The organism is Rhizobium sp. Leaf262, from assembly GCF_001422245.1.
Lineage (GTDB): Bacteria > Pseudomonadota > Alphaproteobacteria > Rhizobiales > Rhizobiaceae > Agrobacterium.
In genome coordinates this window covers 96286-112901 of record NZ_LMMM01000019.1, presented here as the reverse complement: position 1 = coordinate 112901, position 16616 = coordinate 96286, and the positions used below count along the sequence as shown (strand labels likewise).

Below are 16616 nucleotides of genomic sequence, written 5' to 3'. Positions count from 1 at the left end.
GATGTCACGCGATTGTTCACATTGGGAACACATCGTTCGCAAATCGCGGGATTGCGCCTTGGGGCATTTAGAAAGACATAAGAGAGGCAAGACAGAGACTGGGAGATAAGCATGACATCCGCACTTGGCATTCACCACATCACGATGATCACCCGCAAGGTGCAGGCCAATGTGGATTTCTATGCGGGCTTTCTGGGGCTGCGGCTCGTCAAGCGAACGGCGGGCTTCGAAGACGCGATGCAACTGCATCTCCTGTATGGCGACGAGCAGGGATCGCCGGGGTCCCTCCTGACATTCCTCGTCTGGGAAGACGGCGGACAAGGACGCGTCGGTTTCGGCCAGACGCTGGAAGTCTCGCTTGCCATCGATCCGGCGAGCATCGGTTTCTGGCTGACACGCGCACTGCAGGCGGGTGTGCGGACGGAAGGACCGACGGATGAGTTCGGCGAACCTGTCATTCGGCTCAAGGACCCGGACGGCATCATCGTCAAGCTGGTCGGCACTCATGCGTTTTCAGACGCAGCGCCCCATGCGGCACCGGGCATTCCGCTGGAACACGCGGTTCGCCGTATCCGTGGCGCAACCATGTTGAGCGAAGTACCGGAAGAAACCGAAAGTTTTCTGGCCTCGCATTTCGGCTACGTCAGGCTCGATCAAAGCGGCAGCACCCGCCGCATGGCGTCCGCATCGGGCGACATCATCGATGTGCGGGATGCGGCGGGCTTCTGGTCGAGCGCACCCGGCACCGGCACGGTCGATCATATTGCATTTCGCGCCAAAGACATGGACGAACTCAACCAGACACTGGCCGCACTGAAATCGCTCAACTCCTCCACCACCAACGCCCATGACCGAAAATATTTCGAATCGCTTTACGTTCGCGAACCCGGTGACGTCCTGATCGAGATGGCAACGGACGCACCCGGCATGACGGTGGATGAACCTCTGGAAAAACTGGGACAAGACCTGTTCATTCCGCCGCTTTTCATGCGTGACGAAGAGGATGTGCGTGTGGCCCTGCCGCAGTTTTCGATGCCCGGCGAGGAACGGGTGATTTACCGCGACCTCCCCTTCGTGCACCGGTTCTACACCCCCGCAGAACCAGATGGCAGCGTCATCATTCTGCTACACGGCTCGGGCGGTAGCGAGACGAGCCTGATGTCGCTTGCCCACAAGGCAAATCCGCGCGCCACGCTGCTTGGCTTGCGCGGTCGCAGCACGGAAGAAGATATTGCACGGTGGTTTCGCCGTTTCGCAGACCTGCACTTCGATGAAAAGGATATTGCCTCGGAAGCCGAAGCCTTTGCCGCCTTCATGGAGGAAGCAATTCAGGCCTACCGCCTCGACCGCGACAAACTCAGCTTTATCGGCCATTCCAACGGCGCGAATTTTCTTGCCGCGTCTCTTTCCCTCTACCCGGAATTTGCGGCCGATGCGCTTCTGCTGCGCCCGATGCCGGTGCTGACCCATTGGCCGGACGCCGATCTTTCCGGCAAGCGGTTTACTCTCGCAGCAGGCGAAACCGACAGGCGCAGGGAAAAGGCATCGACGCTGCGTGAGCACCTTCTGGCCAACCGCGCCGATGCGGATGTCGTGATCGTGCATCATGGACACGAGCTCGGCCTTGACGATGTGGAGCTCGCCAAACGCTGGGCAAAAGGGCTGTCCACAACCGGCCTTGCATAAGCGGCGGAAAAAGGCTTAAAAAACAGGATCATATTCGAGGTCCTTATGACATCTTTTCTGCTGTTTCTGATCATCGGCTACGTCGTTGCCTTCTTCTACACGCTCAACGCAAGCATCAAGAACTCGCGGCGACTGGATGCAGTCGAAAAGGAACTGACGGCGCTGAAGGCGCAGATCGCCACTGGCACCGTGACGGTGGCCGAGGCAGTGCCTGCAACCACCCTCTCGAAAGAGGGCGATGCGGAGGCCGAAGCGCCCGTTCCACAAGCAGATGCGAAGCCCGAAGCGAAAGAGACGGAACTGCCGATCGCCGCACAGGCAGCGGCGCGGGAGCCAGCCCCTGAAGATGACGCCACGCAGACGCTGGTTCTGCCGGTTTTCAGCCGCGAGAAGGAAAGTTTCGAAAGCAGGCTCGGTGCTCGCTGGGCGGTGTGGGCCGGTGGTCTGGCGCTGGCGCTCGGTGGTATCTTCCTCGTCAAATATTCGATCGAAAGCGGCCTGTTGAGCCCCGCCGTGCGACTGGCAATGGCCGCGATCTTCGGCCTTCTGCTCATGGCGGCAGGCGAAGCGATCCGCCGCAAGGCTGTTCCCGGCATCGAGGCTGCCTATGCCAACGCAATGATCCCCGGCATTCTGACGGCGGCAGGGTCGCTGACGCTGTTTGGCGTGGTCTATGCCGCCTACGGAATTTACGACTATATCGGGCCGACGACAGCGTTCGTCATCCTTGCGGTCGTGGCTCTGGCAACACTTGCGCTGTCGCTGTTGCACGGGCAGGCACTGGCCGGGCTTGGCCTGTTCGGCTCCATGATCACGCCAGCACTGATCTCGACCGAGACACCCAATATCTGGGCGCTTTTCGTCTTTCTCACCATATCCTGGCTTGCGACCGCCCTTGCCGGGCGCAGTCAGCGTTGGCACATCGTCCCGGCCCTTGCCAATATCGGGCTTGGCCTCTGGGCGCTCGGCTACATGACGTTCACCGACATCATCAAGGCGGAACCCGTCATCGCCGGCCTCATGGCCATGATTGCCGGATCGATATGGATCTGGCCCGGAAAATATTCCACGCATGCAAATGAACTCAGCGTCTACGGCCCACGCTCCGGCGGCTATTTCCCTGTCGTCGCCAAACTCATGGGCCGCCCGCCGATCGTCCTGAACCTGACGCTTGCGATGGCCATCGTTCTGCCTGCCGTCTGGTTTTCCGTCATCGAAACGGCGTTGACCATGCATCCGGCATTTCCAATGGCGGTGCTGATCCTTGGGCTGGCTGCCTATGGCGCAGGACGCAACCACGCCGTATGGCCCGCCATCTTCGCCGCACTGGCAGCCCTCGGCTGCGCCAACCTCATGGCGCAGATCGGTCTCGATTTCCTTCCGGCGCTGGGCGGCGGCGGCGTGACGGCCTTGGCCGCCACGCCCGTCGACAACGGCATACAGGCATCCGTCATTCGCGTCATGGGCATTCTGTTCCTGCTGTTCGGTGCCGAAGCGGTGCGCCGGAGAAGCGCCAATGATCCGTCCTTCGGTGCGCTGTGGGCCGCCATAGCCTCAACCGTGCCCCTGGGTCTCGGCATCATCAGCTTCGTGGAATACGGAAATCTGGGACGGGACTGGCTGCACGCGGCTTATGGTCTCTCCATCGGCCTCGTTCTGCTCGGCAGCGCGTACAGGCTAAGCCTGAAGCGTGACGATGCCTTCGAATGGCCGATCAATATCATGACCATCGGTTCGTTTCTCGCCTTCACCTTCCTCGTGCATACGCTGACATCGGGGCTTGCCACTACCATTCTCATTCCCGTCATCGGCTTCGGCTATGTGCTCGCCACGCGTCAAAGCCGTTGGGCAGCGTTGCCATGGACGATGGCGATTGCCTGCATCTTCGTCCTCGGCCGCATTGCCTGGGAGCCCACCATCGTCGGTCCCCAGAACCTCGGCACCACGCCCGTCTTCAACGCACTTCTGCCAGGCTACGGTATTCCGGCCCTGCTCGCGGTAGCCTCAGCTTGGTTGCTGCGCGACTGGCCGGGCCTTCGCGTGAAGAATTTTCTGCAGGCCGTCGCCAGCCTCATGGCGCTTCTTGCCGTGGCCATCCTCGTGCGTCATGCCATGAATGGCGGTGTCTTGACCGAAACCGTGCCGACGCTTGGCGAACAGTCCATCTATACGCTGCTCACCATCGGGATGTCGGGAGTTCTGATGACGCTCGATCTGAAAAGCCCGAGCCCGGTTTTCCGGTACGGTTCGATGCTGGCCGGTATCGTGGCCATGTTCAACGTTCTTGTTGCGCATTTCATCGGTCTCAACCCTTATTTCACCGGCGAAAACACCGGCCCCTGGCCGGTCATCAACCTGCTTTTGATCGGCTATCTTCTGCCGGCCCTCGCCTATGGTGGGCTTGCCTGGTACGCACGCGGAAAACGGCCTCAGCTCTATGTGACGCTTCTGGCGCTGTGTGGTGCCGCGCTTGGCTTTGCCTGGGCGACACTGTCGGTCCGCCGCTTCTGGCAGGGCGAGAATATCGCCGACTGGAAGGGCTTCCTTCAGGGCGAAACCTATAGCTACTCCGTCGTCTGGCTGGCCATCGGCGTGCTGCTGCTGGTGCTAGGTTCCCGCTTCGATGCCAAGAGCCTGCGTCTTGCCTCGGCGGCACTTGTGTTTCTCGCAGTTGCCAAGGCCTTCCTGATCGACATGAGCAATCTGGAGGGTGTTCTGCGCGCCCTGTCCTTCATCGGTCTTGGTGTGGTGCTGATCGGCATCGGTCTTTTCTATCAGAAAATCCTCACCGCCCGGCCCAAGCCGCAGGAAGCGCAGGGGTGATTGCACACCCCTGCCCCACCCTCTAAACAACACTCTCGACGACAGAGGGGAATCACATGCGGCCAGAGGCTTTCGCACCGTTTGAGCAGCTTGCCGAAACATTGATACCGCATGCGACGGAAGGCGATGACGGCTCGCACGATCTGGCCCATATCCATCGCGTCTTTCGCAATGGCCTGCGCATTCACGCCATAGAAGGCGGAAACGGACCTGTTCTTGCCGCCAGCGTATTGCTGCATGACTGCGTCGCGGTGGAGAAGAACTCACCGTTGAGGTCTCAGGCCTCCCGGCTTGCGGCGGAAAAAGCGTCCGCTATCCTTGCAGCACTTGGCTGGGTCGATGCGGATATCGACGCCGTTTCCCATGCAATCCTCACGCACAGCTTCTCGGCCAACCTCGAACCGCAGACGCTGGAGGCGAAAATCCTTCAGGACGCAGATCGTCTGGATGCGATCGGCATGGTGGGTGCGGCGCGCTGCTTCTATATCGCGGGACGGCTGGGTTCCGCATTGTATGATTCCGAAGATCCGCTGGCGAAAAACCGACCGCTGGACGACCGGGCGTTTGCCATCGATCATTTCGAAAACAAGCTTTTCAAGCTCGCGGATGGGTTCAACACGCAGACCGGGCGGCAGATCGCCGCCGAGCGGCACCAGCGATTGAAACAGGTTCTCGACCTGTTTCTGGATGAGATATGAGGCCCGACATGCGTATAACCGAACTCAACATCTACCCGCTCAAGAGTGCCCGCGGCATCGCCTTATCTGAAAGCCCGATTTCAGCCGAAGGACTGCCGGGAGACCGGCGCGCCATGCTGGTCGACCCTTCCGGGCATTTCATCACCCAGCGTGAATTGCCGCAGATCGCACAGATCACCGTCAAGGCCGAAGGAACCGGCTTTCGCCTGTCCATCGATGGCAAGGCCGATATCCTTGCTGGCCCGTGCGAACAGCGTATCGAAGCCACCGTCTGGAAATCCGTGGTGGATGCTGCCGTGGCTGACGAGGACGTCAACGAGACATTGTCCGGCTGGCTCGGACGAACGTTGAAACTGGTGATGTTCGACGAAAAATCACACCGCATCGCCAGCCCGGAATGGGCAGGTGCGGAAACGCCCGTAACCTTTGCAGACGGATATCAGATCCTGCTGACAACAACAGCGTCGCTCGCAGCGCTGAACGAGAACATGGCTGCCAATGGCGAAGGCCGGATCGGCATGGAGCGTTTCCGTCCCAATATCGTACTCGACACGGACGAAGCCTGGGTGGAAGATCGATGGGCGGCGCTTGAGATCAATGGCATCCGCTTCGACCTCGTCAAACCCTGCACGCGCTGCATCATGACCACTCAGGACCAACAAACCGGCTCCCGCGATGGTCCATCTCCGATGAAAGCGATGGGACGTCTGCGCATGTCCGCCGACCGGCGCGTTCCCGGTGTCCTGTTCGGCTGGAACCTGACGCCCACGGGCGAAGGCCGTATTGCAGTGGGCGATGTCGCGCAGGTGGTGGAACACCGTGCGGACGGCTGGGCCCTGAAGACGCGCGGCTGATCAGGGCTTTCTGGCCGCCACCATCAGAAAGATCGGGCGGCGATTTTCATTTGCCATGTCCGGTCGCTGTGCAATCAAGGCTGCATCGGCCTTGGGTTCGGCCAGCTGTTCAATCGCGAAACCGGCGTCGATCACACCATTGACGATACTTGATACCGTTCGGTGGTATTTGACGACATCATCGGCCATCCAGTTGGAGTGACGCTCGCCCTCCTGTTGATAGTTGTCCAGCGGCCAGTGCAGCACTTTGCCGTCCTTGCCATAGTACCAGTCCTGCTTTTCCAGCGCGGTGAACACGGGATGTTCGATAGAGAAGACAAACGCACCCTGAGGTTTGAGCACGTCGAAGACCATCTTGAAGGTGGCATCCAGATCCCGAACATAATGCAACGCCAGCGAACTGAGGACGATATCGAAACTCTGCGCCGGAAAGCCGATATCCTCTATGGCGCCGAGACGGTATTCGATATTCTCACCACCATTGATTTGCGCTGCGCGCGCCAGCATCTTCTCTGACAGATCGATGCCGATGACCCGGCGTGCGCCCTGCGTCTCGGCATAGCGGCAGTGCCAGCCAAAGCCACAGCCTAAATCCAGAACAGTCTGGTTCGCGAATGTCGGCAGCATCGCGCGCAGCTCATGCCACTCTCCTGCCTGCTCCAACCCGCCGACGGAACGTGGCATGGCGCTGTAACCGGAAAAGAAATCCGGATCGTCATAGATGTTCTGTTTCATCACGCGGTCTCCTCACCATTTCTCATCAATAGCCTTGATATGCCCGTCAAGAAAAGTCGTTGGCGAAACAGTTCGGCAAAAGGTAATGTTCATTTCCTGTCTGGAGATCATCCCCGTGCCCCAAGCCGCCCCTTCCACCAGCCGCCCAATGCCGTGGCTCATCATCGCCGCTGGCTCGCTGATTGCCGTGCTCACCTTCGGCCCACGCTCGGCCATGGGCTTTTTTCAGTTGCCTATGCTGGCCGATACCGGTTGGGACCGCTCGACATTCGGCCTTGCCATGGCGTTGCAGAACCTGTTCTGGGGTCTTGGCCAACCCGTGTTCGGCGCTCTGGCGGATAAATACGGCACCGGCAGGGTGCTCGTCCTCTCGGGCTTTATCTACGCCGCTGGCCTGCTGTGCATGTCGGTCGGCACCTCGCCTCTCTGGCTCCATCTTGGAGGCGGTGTTCTCGTTGGTCTTGGCGTCGCTGCCGGGTCCTTCAGCGTCATTCTTTCGGCCTTCGCACGGCATGTCACGCCCGAACAGCGGACCATGGCCTTCGGCATCGGCACGGCAGCGGGCTCGGCTGGCATGTTCGTCTTCGCCCCCATCAGCCAAGGCCTGATCTCCACTTTCGGATGGTCGGACAGTCTTGTCTGGCTGGGCGCGATGATGTTGATCGTGCCTCTTCTGGCTTGGCCTCTGCGTGGTAACTCGACCTCCGGCTCTCAATCTCAGGCACAGTTCCAGCAGACAGCCGGACAGGCATTGCGGGAGGCACTTGGACACAAAAGCTATCTGTTGCTTGCCACCGGCTTTCTCGTCTGCGGTTTTCAGGTGGCCTTCATCACCGCGCATTTTCCGGCCTATCTGGGCGATATCGGCATCGATAAACGCTATGCCGTCATCGCCATGGCGCTGATCGGCTTTTTCAACATTGCAGGCTCTCTCGCCGCCGGCCTCATCGCCCAGCGTTACTCGAAGCCGTACTTCCTCGCCTATATCTATATCGCGCGATCGATTGCCGTCTCGGCATTCCTGCTTCTGCCGCAATCACCCCTTTCGGTGATCATCTTTGCTGCCGTCATGGGCGTTCTGTGGCTCTCCACCGTCCCGCCGACGAATGGGCTGGTCGCCATCATGTTCGGCACGCGCCATCTCGGCATGCTCGGCGGCGTGGTCTTCCTGTCGCACCAGATCGGCTCGTTCCTCGGCGTGTGGCTGGGCGGCTTTCTCTATGACAAGCTCGGCTCTTACGATCTGGTCTGGTGGCTGGGCGTCGCCATGGGCATTTTTGCCGCCATCGTGCACTGGCCAATCGAGGAACGCGCCATCATGCGACCGGCAGCGGCCTGATTCACACCGAAACCTTGTTCAGGGCCTTCAATGCCGCCTGCACGAACCCGTCGCGGGTGGCATTTTCATTAAGACCACGCGGCTCATAGACATGCCGGTTGAGAAAATAGCCGGTAAGGCGAAACGCGGCAGCGAGGCTTTCGCTGTCTGCCGCCTTCGAGTTTTCCTTGCTCAAAAACTCAGGCAGCGCCAGCATCCGCGTCGCATAGGGCGCTCCAGCTCCTCGCGATACTGCCCTGCCCGTCTTTGGAGAAACATAGATCAGGTCTTTGCGAAGACCTGTCGCTGCACATTCATCCAGATCGAGCCCGAAACCCAGATCGTTGAGAACAGCCAGCTCGAACCGCACGAACAATTCGCCCGCATCCGCCGGATCGGAAAGATTGTCGAGAATGACATCCAGTGCTTCGAACAGATGCGGATGGGGATCACGCTCGGGCAAAAGCCGCAGCAGCGCCGCCATAGCCTGAACGCCATAGACGGCGGTGGCCGTTTCCATCAGCTCTGCGGCGCGAAGACGCAGTGGCTCAATGCGATATTCACCCAGATGATCGTGCAGGCGTGCGCGCCATGTCGCGTCTACCCGGTTTCCCGGCTGGAGCACCGGCTGCATGCTGCGTGAGCGTCCGGCACGAACGAGGCCGAGATGCCGTCCGCGGGTGCGCGTCATCAGTTCGGCGATGACACTCGCCTCGCCGTGACGCTTCACGCCCAGAATAATTGCATCGTCCTGCCACTGCATGGAATGTTCGCTCATTGCGCCGGTGAGAGGCCATTATAGCCGATCCCGCGCAAGGATGCTTGTTTTTCATAGCGCCATGATGCGCGTGACGAAGGCTCGCAGTTCCGTTTCACCGAAGGGTTTGTCGAGAAGATGCGAATCGACGAAGTCGGGCGGAAAGCCACTGGTATCACCGTAACCGCTGACGAAACCGAAGGGAATGGAGAAGTCTCTCAAATGACGCGCAAGTTCGTAGCTCATGCCGTCGGAAAGGCTGACGTCCAGAAGAACGCAATCAGGCTTGGCTCGCAGCAGCGATTCCTTGGCCTGAAGCAACGTGGTCGCAATATCGATGGTTTTGACCCCCATGGCTTGTAGAGACGACTCGACATCCATGGCCACCAGATACTCGTCCTCCACGATGAGAACCCGTTGAGGCAACATACTTTATCTTTCTCTCGCTGCGAAAATAATGCAGCATCAAAATCCATGACCGTTCACGGAACCAATTCCTATGACATCGCAGATCGGTTGAATTGCGTCATTTAAAAAAGACATACCAAACGGGTGCCGAATTACATCATGTAATTCTAAATAAAAGGCCGCGAACCCCGCAAATCCGGCTCCCAACTGGCACTTTGTTCCAGTCCCGCTGAGTCCAGCACGATACAGCCCTTGTCCGTCCAGCGAATCAGGCCCTTGTCGGCCAGTTTGCGCAACGTCTTGTTGGTGTGCACGATGGATAGGCCGAGCGTGTCGGCCACATGCTGCTGCGTCACGGGAATGGCGCCCTCTTTCTCCAGAAGTCCCACCCGCACCGCCTTGTTGTAGAGAAAGGCGAGCAGATAGGCCGCCCGCTCGAGCGCGGTGCGTCGCCCGATGCTGAGCAGATGGCTGTCCAGCATGCGCTCTTCACTGGCGGCAATCCAAGTGATGTCGTAGGCGAGCGATGGGTGATCGCTAAACAGGCTGTTGAGGCGACCGCGCTCGAAAACGCAGAGCGTGACGGGCGACAGAGCTTCTACGGAATGCTGCATCTCGCCCATGACCGTTCCCTGCAATCCGACAAGATCGCCCGGCATCAGATAGTTGAGGATTTGGCGACGCCCGTCTTCCAGCGTCTTGTAGCGAAAGCCCCAGCCCTGCAAAATCGTGTAGAGATGGGCGCTGTGCGAGCCCTCCATGAGCACGATGGCACCCGGCTCCACCGATAATTCACCGGTCTTGAAGCGTGAGACGAAATCCAGTTCCAATGGCGAAAAATCGCGAAAATATTTGAGACCATGCAGCGGACACTGCTCGCAGGGCGTGGTCGATGTTCCATTCGGCTTCTTGGGCGACATGATCATCCGTAAACAACGAAATCGAGAAGGCTATTGCATGCGTCACCCGGATACCGTTCCCGGTTCCGTTGTGGATCATCAGTTCCGTGGAAATTCCAGACCCATTTCACGGAAACGCTCGGGATCGTCACCCCAGTTTTCGCGCACTTTGACGAACAGGAAGAGATGGACGGTCTGCTCGAGGATTTCGGACAGTTCCTTGCGTGAGGAAGACGAGATCGCCTTGATAGCCTCGCCATTCTTGCCAAGCGCAATTTTCTTCTGGCTGTCGCGCTCCACATAGATCACCTGCTCGATGCGCACCGAACCATCCTTGCGCTCTTCCCATTTTTCGGTCTCGACGTGAGACGCGTAGGGAAGCTCCTGATGCAGGCGCAGAAACAGCTTCTCACGGGTGATTTCCGCTGCGAGCTGGCGCATTGGCAGATCGGAAATCTGGTCTTCCGGGTAATACCATGGGCCCTGCGGCAGTTCGTCCGACAGGTAATCCATCAGGTCGTCGCAGCCGGAACCGTTGGTCGCCGAGATCATGAAGGTGCGATCAAAGGTGACGACTTCATTTGCGGCAGCCGCCAGCTTCAGCAAGTCCTCGCGCTTCACCTGGTCGATCTTGTTCAAGCATAGGATTTTCTTCTGGCGAACATCCTTCAGCCCTTCCAGAATCGTCTGTGCATCGCCTTTCAGACCCCGCTCGCTGTCGATCAGCAGCAGAATGACGTCGGCATCCTTGGCACCACCCCATGCGGATGTCACCATGGCGCGATCCAGCCTGCGGCGCGGCTTGAAAATACCGGGCGTGTCCATGAACACGATCTGGGCGTTGTTGTGAATGGCGATGCCACGCATCACCGCACGCGTCGTCTGAACCTTGTGGCTGACGATGGAAACCTTGGCGCCGACAAGGCGGTTGACCAGCGTCGACTTGCCGGCATTCGTCGGGCCGATCAGCGCGACGAAGCCCGAGTGGGTCGGTCTGGTCTCGGCATTGTCGCCACCATTGTCGTCGGCCGGTGCGGCGTCGAATTCATTCTCGGTCATGGGTATCCAATCAGTTAGCGGCAGAGGATTTCTGCCAAACGCCTTCGCGTTCCAATAGTCTGGTCGCGGCCACCTGCTCTGCGGCGCGCTTGGAGCGGTCGACGCCCGTTTCCGGCGCAACGCCGGGTACTTCCACCGTCACCGTGAAACTGGGATCGTGATCCGGTCCGGTGCGATCGTCAATCCTGTAATGAGGAGTCGTCGCGAATTTTGCGTGTGCCCATTCCTGCAGTTCGGTCTTGGCATCGCGCCGCCCGGCATCCACGCTGGTTGCACGCTTCTGCCAGTATTTCAGGATGAACTTGCGTGCAGCCTCCAGCCCGCCATCCAGATAGATCGTCGCTATCAGACTTTCCACCACGTCGGCGCGCACGTTGAGCATGGTCTTGCCCGTCAGCTTTTTCACATCGGAGCCGGTGCGGATGAAGGTGTGCAAACCCATCTCGTCGGCAATCGCTGCGCAGGAATCGGCGCTGACGAGCTGGTTCAGGCGAACCGAAAGCTCCCCCTCGGATGCCGATCGGAATGTCGAGAACAGCAGTTCGGCAATGCAGAGACCCAGAACGCGATCTCCCAGAAACTCCAGTCGCTCGTAATTGCCAGCCTTTGCGGAACGGGCGCTTGCATGGGTCAAGGCCCGGTCGAGCCGGGCCTTTTCCTTGAAGTCATATCCGATAAGGGCTTCCAGGCGACCGATTTCCTCCATCGAAAGCGGCTTGGTCTTGCTCATTGAACGACCTTGAACAGACGGTCCCAACGCATGTTGGCCGGCCAGTCCCAGACACGGCTGAACGGCGTATCGTTGCCCAGAGAGAAGAAGATGACGCTTGCGCGGCCAATCAGGTTTTCGGCAGGCACGAAACCGACGTCGAAGCGGCTGTCCAGCGAGTTATCGCGATTGTCGCCCATCATGAAGTAATGGCCTTCGGGCACGATGAATTCGCGGGTGTTATCGCCGCGCGAATCCGGGGACTGGTCCAGCGTGTCGTAGGTCACGCCGTTGTCGAGCGTTTCGCGGAAGACTGGCACGTTGGCACCGGGATCGGCGCGGTAATCGGAGGTGAAAAAGCCATCCGCCTGCTTGGGCACGGGCTGACCATTGATCAGCAGCACGCCATTGGTGACCTGAATGCGATCTCCCGGCAAACCAACGAGGCGTTTGATATAGTCCACCTCAGGGTTCGGCGGCAGGCGGAACACCACCACGTCACCGCGCTTGGGCTCGGAGAACTGAAGAATACGACCGGAAAACAGGTCCGGCGAGAAAGGCAACGAGTATTTCGAATAGCCGTAGGAGAACTTGTTGACGAACAGGTAATCGCCCACCAGCAGCGTCGGCATCATCGAGCCGGACGGGATGGTGAAAGGCTGGAAAAGCACCGTGCGGATAACCATTGCCAGAAGCAACGCCTGCACGATGACCTTGACGTTTTCCCAAAGGGCGCTCTGCTTCTTTTCAGCTTTTTCGGACACTTAAAGACCTGCCTGCTCGTTCTTCATTTTCGAGGGACTTCTCTAGAACCTTTCAAGGGTAAAGGGAAGCGTTTCCATCGTGCGCAACGGCGCGAAACCGGCGTAACGAGCGGAATATAGCGTTATTTGGTTACCGGCAGGGCTTCGATGATCACGAAGGCCTGCGCATAGGGGAACTCGTCGGTGATCGTCAGGTGAATGACGGCTTCGTGTCCCGCTGGCAAAAGCTTGGCCAGACGGTCGGCCGCGCCATTGGTCAGAAGCATGGTCGGCTTGCCGCTCGGCAGGTTGACGACGCCCATGTCGCGCCAGAAAACGCCCTGCGCCAGTCCGGTTCCCAGCGCCTTTGAACAGGCTTCCTTGGCCGCAAAACGCTTGGCGTAGGAGGCCGCACGATTTTTGCGTCCATCCGACTTCTTCTGCTCGATTTCCGTAAAGCAGCGATTGGTAAAGCGATCGCCAAAACGTTCGATGGAGGTTTCGATGCGACGGATGTCGATGAGGTCGCTGCCCATGCCTATGATCATTCAGTCACACCCAGAACGGATTTGCGATTGGCCGCATGTTGCGCCAGCGATTGGAGCTTCTGCGTCCTGAAACTGCGGATGATGGCATAGACGCTGACGTAGGCAACGATGCCGGACAATGCTGCCGGAATGACCGCACCGATGGTCATCGGCTCCAGAACGGGACGCCACAACTGCAGAAAATTCATGTGGCTGAAGAGTTCGACGAAATCCACATGCGACGACACGTTCCTGTCGCCGCGACCCAGAATAAGGTGTCCCAGTTCCCAGGTAGAGGCCCAGATGAGCGGAAATGTCAGGGGATTTGCAAAGGTGGTGCCGAGTGCTGCGGCGACCAGATTGGCCCGCAGGACGAAACCGAGCGCCATGGCTATGATGATATGAACGCCGAGAAAAGGCGTCCATGCGACTGCCACGCCAACCGCCACACCCGCCGCCACGGAATATGGAGATGCAGACAGCCGCACGAGCCTCAGCTTCAGATAACGAAGCGAACGGCGAAAGCCCATGCGCGGCCACACAAGGGCGCGCAATCTTTCGAGGTGACTAGCAGGTTTACGGCGGCGAAACGGCATATGAGCAACTTATTGCATCGTTTCGATTACGCCAAGGGCGAAACCACACCTCAGATCCAAGAGCGCGTCGCAACGCGCTCAACATACGCAACACCGGCATGGCCGGTATGCATTTTTGTATTACTTGCGGAACATGCCGCGGTCGACTTCGCGCTGGCGGAATTCCAGGTCGATGCGCGAAACGGAGTCGCTGAGGTAGTCGAATTCGCGTTCCTGAGTGGTCTTGCCACGAACAGCACGGGCGATCTTGCGAAGGGGTCCAAACATCTTCATTTCCTTTCCAAAGTCAAAGGCCAAAAGCGTCGGTTCATTTGTCCGGCTGGCCGTTTGCTTGCTCTTGATTTCTGGAGTGAAGATAGTCCTCAACGCCGCATCTGACTACAGACAGGACAAGGCCGCTGCTATGCGTTCAGCGCATAACAGCGGCCTTTGAACTCAATAAATAGGCAAAACTGCCTCAATCGAAGGCACGTTTGACCGTAGAGACACAGTCGAGGTCCTTGAGCTGTGACAGTAGCTGGTTCAGCTGCCGCAAATCCCACACTTCGATATCGAGCGCCAGTTCGGAGAAATCCGTTCCAATGCGCACCATGTTGAGGCCGCGAATGTTCACATCCAGCGTGGCGATGGATTGCGCTACCGAGGCCAGCGTGCCCGGCTCGTTCAGCGCATTGATCATCACCCGCGCCATGAACCGCGACTTGTTGGCCTCGTCCAGATCCCAGCGCACATCGATCCAGCGTTCCGGCTCGTCATCGAAGCGTTGAAGTGCAGGCGACTGGATGGGGTAGATGGTAATCCCCTTGCCCTTCTCCATGATTCCGACGATGCGGTCACCCGGCACAGCACCGGCGGCGCCGAAGTGCACCTCGACATTATCGGACAGACCACGGATCGGCAGCGGGTCCGGTCCATCGATCACCTCGGCAGCACCGTCATCTTCCAGCACCGAGCGCGATTTGCCGGGTATCTTGAAGACCATCCCGGATGCGCTGCGCATGTTGAACCAGCCATCGTCGCCCGTCATCTTCACGGTAACGCGTTCATCCTGATAATCGGGATAGACGGCCCGCAGCACGTCGAGCGAGGAAACCTCGCCGCGACCGACAGCGGCGATCGCGTCCTCGACGTCCTTCTGCGCCAGCCGGTGCAGCACGGGCTTCAGCCCTTCCCGCGAGAACGGCTTGCCAGCGCGCTCGAAGGTGCGCTCCAGAATGCGGTAGCCGAGACCGGCATATTGCTTGCGAATGGCCATGCGCGTGGCGCGGCGAATGGCGGAGCGCGCCTTGCCGGTCACCACGACCTCTTCCCACGCGGCAGGCGGCACCTGCACGCCGGAGCGGATGATCTCGACCTCGTCGCCATTGTTCAGGCGCGTGACCAGCGGCATGATCCGCCCGTTGATCTTGGCGCCAACGGTCGTGTCACCGATATTGGTGTGCACGGCATAAGCAAAGTCGATGGGCGTTGCGCCGCGCGGCAGGGCGATCAGCTTGCCCTTGGGCGTGAAGCAGAAGACCTGGTCCTGGAACAGTTCGAGCTTGGTATGCTCCAGAAACTCTTCCGGGCTGTCTCCATCGGCCAGCGCCTCGATGGTGTGGCGCAGCCAGGAGTAAGCGTTGGATTCCGGCGACAGCACATCGCCATCACCGATTTCACCATCCTTGTAGAGCGAATGCGCGGCGATACCAAACTCAGCGATCTCATGCATGCGCTGCGTGCGGATCTGCAATTCGATTCGCTGGCGCGACGGACCGACGATGGTGGTGTGAATGGAGCGGTAGTCGTTCTGCTTCGGCGTGGAAATATAGTCCTTGAACCGACCCGGCACCACGCGCCAGCGTGTGTGGACGATGCCGAGCGCCTTGTAGCAGGACGGCAGGTCCTGCACCAGAATGCGAAAGCCGTAGACATCGGAAAGCTGCTCGAAGGACAGCGATTTCGACTGCATCTTGCGGAAAACGGAGTGAGGCTTCTTTTGACGTCCCTTGACGTAAGCACCCTCGACGCCATTGGCGACGAGCAGCTCGCGCAGCTCGTCTTCGATCTTCTTGACGAGGCCCTGATTCTGCTCTTCCAGATCCTGAAGACGCTTTGTGACCGTCGCGAAGGCTTCTGGGTTCAGATAGCGGAAGGACAGATCTTCCAGCTCGTCGCGCATGTCCTGCATGCCCATACGGCCGGCCAGCGGCGCATAGATTTCCATCGTCTCTTCGGAAATGCGGCTGCGCTTGTCCTCCGGCATATGCTCCATGGTGCGCATATTGTGGAGGCGGTCCGCCAGCTTGACGAGGAGAACGCGGACGTCATCGGAAATGGCCAGCAGCAGCTTGCGCAGGTTTTCGGCCTGCTTGGCTTTCTTGGTAACGAGATCGAGCTTCTTGAGCTTGGTCAGCCCTTCAACAAGGCGACCAATGTCTTCTCCGAAGAGATCATCGATTTCCGCGCGCGTGGCGCTGGTGTCTTCGATGGTGTCATGCAGCAACGCGACCGCGATGGTCGATTCGTCGAGATGCATTTCCGTGAGAATGGCTGCGACTTCCAGCGGATGCGAGATGTAGGGGTCGCCATTGGCGCGCTTCTGCTGGCCATGTTTCTGCATGGCATAGACGTAGGCCTTGTTCAGCAAGGCCTCGTTGGCTTCAGGCTTGTATTTTTGAACCCGCTCGACGAGTTCGTACTGTCGCATCATGTATGGGATGCCCCGAAAAAGAAAGCGCGCCAATCGTTAGACCGGCGCACACTGCTGCATAATCTGGGTTCAGATTATGACGACAAAGCTTTACAGAGCGTAACCCGGCAGC

Annotated in this window: 16 protein-coding genes; 5 read left to right on the top strand and 11 right to left on the bottom strand. The window is 59.0% G+C overall.

The window, feature by feature from the left end; genetic code table 11:
• The first annotated feature begins 111 nt into the window (after positions 1–111).
• Genes ASF29_RS20500 through ASF29_RS20485 form a run of 4 tightly spaced genes read left to right on the top strand, consistent with a single transcriptional unit; the run spans position 112 to position 6061 of the window.
• Positions 112–1686, top strand: a complete 1575-nt coding sequence (locus ASF29_RS20500; RefSeq protein WP_062452519.1) for a VOC family protein — start codon at positions 112–114, stop codon at positions 1684–1686.
• 45 nt (positions 1687–1731) lie between these two features.
• Positions 1732–4509 (top strand): DUF2339 domain-containing protein, encoded by a 2778-nt coding sequence (locus tag ASF29_RS20495; protein ID WP_062452518.1) that lies wholly within the window; start codon positions 1732–1734, stop codon positions 4507–4509.
• Between the two features lie 56 nt (positions 4510–4565).
• The gene (locus ASF29_RS20490) at positions 4566–5207 is read left to right on the top strand and encodes an HD domain-containing protein (RefSeq protein ID WP_062452517.1); all 642 of its coding nucleotides are present in this window, start codon (positions 4566–4568) and stop codon (positions 5205–5207) included.
• A gap of 8 nt (positions 5208–5215) precedes the next feature.
• The gene (locus tag ASF29_RS20485) at positions 5216–6061 is read left to right on the top strand and encodes an MOSC domain-containing protein (protein WP_062452638.1); all 846 of its coding nucleotides are present in this window, start codon (positions 5216–5218) and stop codon (positions 6059–6061) included.
• Here the strand turns inward: ASF29_RS20485 and ASF29_RS20480 are convergent, their stop codons facing one another.
• Positions 6062–6796 (bottom strand): class I SAM-dependent methyltransferase, encoded by a 735-nt coding sequence (locus ASF29_RS20480; protein ID WP_062452516.1) that lies wholly within the window; start codon positions 6794–6796, stop codon positions 6062–6064. It abuts the gene before it with no gap.
• Positions 6797–6944: 148 nt separating this feature from the next.
• Between ASF29_RS20480 and ASF29_RS20475 the strand changes: the two genes are divergently transcribed.
• Positions 6945–8135, top strand: a complete 1191-nt coding sequence (locus ASF29_RS20475) for an MFS transporter (RefSeq protein ID WP_156462772.1) — start codon at positions 6945–6947, stop codon at positions 8133–8135.
• 1 nt (position 8136) lies between these two features.
• Here ASF29_RS20475 and recO read toward each other — a convergent pair whose 3' ends face one another.
• The 10 genes from recO to ASF29_RS20430 form a co-directional block, all read right to left on the bottom strand.
• Positions 8137–8877, bottom strand: a complete 741-nt coding sequence (recO, locus tag ASF29_RS20470) for a DNA repair protein RecO (protein ID WP_062452637.1) — start codon at positions 8875–8877, stop codon at positions 8137–8139.
• A gap of 66 nt (positions 8878–8943) precedes the next feature.
• A complete protein-coding gene (locus tag ASF29_RS20465; RefSeq protein WP_062452514.1) occupies positions 8944–9300 on the bottom strand; it encodes a response regulator in 357 nt (118 codons plus the stop codon).
• Positions 9301–9446: 146 nt separating this feature from the next.
• Positions 9447–10199 carry a Crp/Fnr family transcriptional regulator gene (locus tag ASF29_RS20460; protein ID WP_062452636.1) on the bottom strand — a complete coding sequence of 251 codons (753 nt, stop codon included), beginning with the start codon at positions 10197–10199 and terminating at the stop codon, positions 9447–9449.
• A gap of 78 nt (positions 10200–10277) precedes the next feature.
• Positions 10278–11237: a GTPase Era gene (gene era / locus ASF29_RS20455; protein WP_062452513.1), complete on the bottom strand. Its 960-nt coding sequence runs from the start codon at positions 11235–11237 to the stop codon at positions 10278–10280.
• A 10-nt stretch (positions 11238–11247) separates the two neighbouring features.
• The gene (gene rnc, locus ASF29_RS20450; RefSeq protein ID WP_062452512.1) at positions 11248–11967 is read right to left on the bottom strand and encodes a ribonuclease III; all 720 of its coding nucleotides are present in this window, start codon (positions 11965–11967) and stop codon (positions 11248–11250) included.
• A complete protein-coding gene (lepB, locus tag ASF29_RS20445; RefSeq protein ID WP_062452511.1) occupies positions 11964–12710 on the bottom strand; it encodes a signal peptidase I in 747 nt (248 codons plus the stop codon). Before lepB ends, rnc begins: the two co-directional genes overlap by 4 nt.
• A gap of 122 nt (positions 12711–12832) precedes the next feature.
• Positions 12833–13237 (bottom strand): holo-ACP synthase, encoded by a 405-nt coding sequence (gene acpS, locus ASF29_RS20440; RefSeq protein WP_062452510.1) that lies wholly within the window; start codon positions 13235–13237, stop codon positions 12833–12835.
• Entirely contained in the window at positions 13234–13746 is a 513-nt protein-coding gene (locus ASF29_RS20435) for a DUF2062 domain-containing protein (RefSeq protein WP_244473615.1), read from the bottom strand. The genes acpS and ASF29_RS20435 overlap by 4 nt, the downstream gene beginning before the upstream one ends.
• Positions 13747–13932: 186 nt before the next feature.
• A complete protein-coding gene (locus ASF29_RS24190) occupies positions 13933–14079 on the bottom strand; it encodes a DUF3563 domain-containing protein (protein WP_077106133.1) in 147 nt (48 codons plus the stop codon).
• A 190-nt stretch (positions 14080–14269) separates the two neighbouring features.
• Positions 14270–16504, bottom strand: coding sequence for a bifunctional (p)ppGpp synthetase/guanosine-3',5'-bis(diphosphate) 3'-pyrophosphohydrolase (locus ASF29_RS20430; RefSeq protein WP_062452635.1), 2235 nt, complete (start codon positions 16502–16504; stop codon positions 14270–14272).
• Positions 16505–16616: the final 112 nt, after the last annotated feature.

Excerpts from the sequence above, each read along its gene's own strand:
- ASF29_RS20500 (WP_062452519.1), top strand. The coding sequence starts at position 112 with ATGACATCCGCACTTGGCATTCACCACATCACGATGATCACCCGCAAG.
- ASF29_RS20495 (WP_062452518.1), top strand. The coding sequence starts at position 1,732 with ATGACATCTTTTCTGCTGTTTCTGATCATCGGCTACGTCGTTGCCTTC.
- ASF29_RS20490 (WP_062452517.1), top strand. The coding sequence starts at position 4,566 with ATGCGGCCAGAGGCTTTCGCACCGTTTGAGCAGCTTGCCGAAACATTG.
- ASF29_RS20485 (WP_062452638.1), top strand. The coding sequence starts at position 5,216 with ATGCGTATAACCGAACTCAACATCTACCCGCTCAAGAGTGCCCGCGGC.
- ASF29_RS20480 (WP_062452516.1), bottom strand. The coding sequence starts at position 6,796 with ATGAAACAGAACATCTATGACGATCCGGATTTCTTTTCCGGTTACAGC.
- ASF29_RS20475 (WP_156462772.1), top strand. The coding sequence starts at position 6,945 with ATGCCGTGGCTCATCATCGCCGCTGGCTCGCTGATTGCCGTGCTCACC.
- recO (WP_062452637.1), bottom strand. The coding sequence starts at position 8,877 with ATGCAGTGGCAGGACGATGCAATTATTCTGGGCGTGAAGCGTCACGGC.
- ASF29_RS20465 (WP_062452514.1), bottom strand. The coding sequence starts at position 9,300 with ATGTTGCCTCAACGGGTTCTCATCGTGGAGGACGAGTATCTGGTGGCC.
- ASF29_RS20460 (WP_062452636.1), bottom strand. The coding sequence starts at position 10,199 with ATGTCGCCCAAGAAGCCGAATGGAACATCGACCACGCCCTGCGAGCAG.
- era (WP_062452513.1), bottom strand. The coding sequence starts at position 11,237 with ATGACCGAGAATGAATTCGACGCCGCACCGGCCGACGACAATGGTGGC.
- rnc (WP_062452512.1), bottom strand. The coding sequence starts at position 11,967 with ATGAGCAAGACCAAGCCGCTTTCGATGGAGGAAATCGGTCGCCTGGAA.
- acpS (WP_062452510.1), bottom strand. The coding sequence starts at position 13,237 with ATGATCATAGGCATGGGCAGCGACCTCATCGACATCCGTCGCATCGAA.
- ASF29_RS20435 (WP_244473615.1), bottom strand. The coding sequence starts at position 13,746 with ATGGGCTTTCGCCGTTCGCTTCGTTATCTGAAGCTGAGGCTCGTGCGG.
- ASF29_RS24190 (WP_077106133.1), bottom strand. The coding sequence starts at position 14,079 with ATGTTTGGACCCCTTCGCAAGATCGCCCGTGCTGTTCGTGGCAAGACC.
- ASF29_RS20430 (WP_062452635.1), bottom strand. The coding sequence starts at position 16,504 with ATGATGCGACAGTACGAACTCGTCGAGCGGGTTCAAAAATACAAGCCT.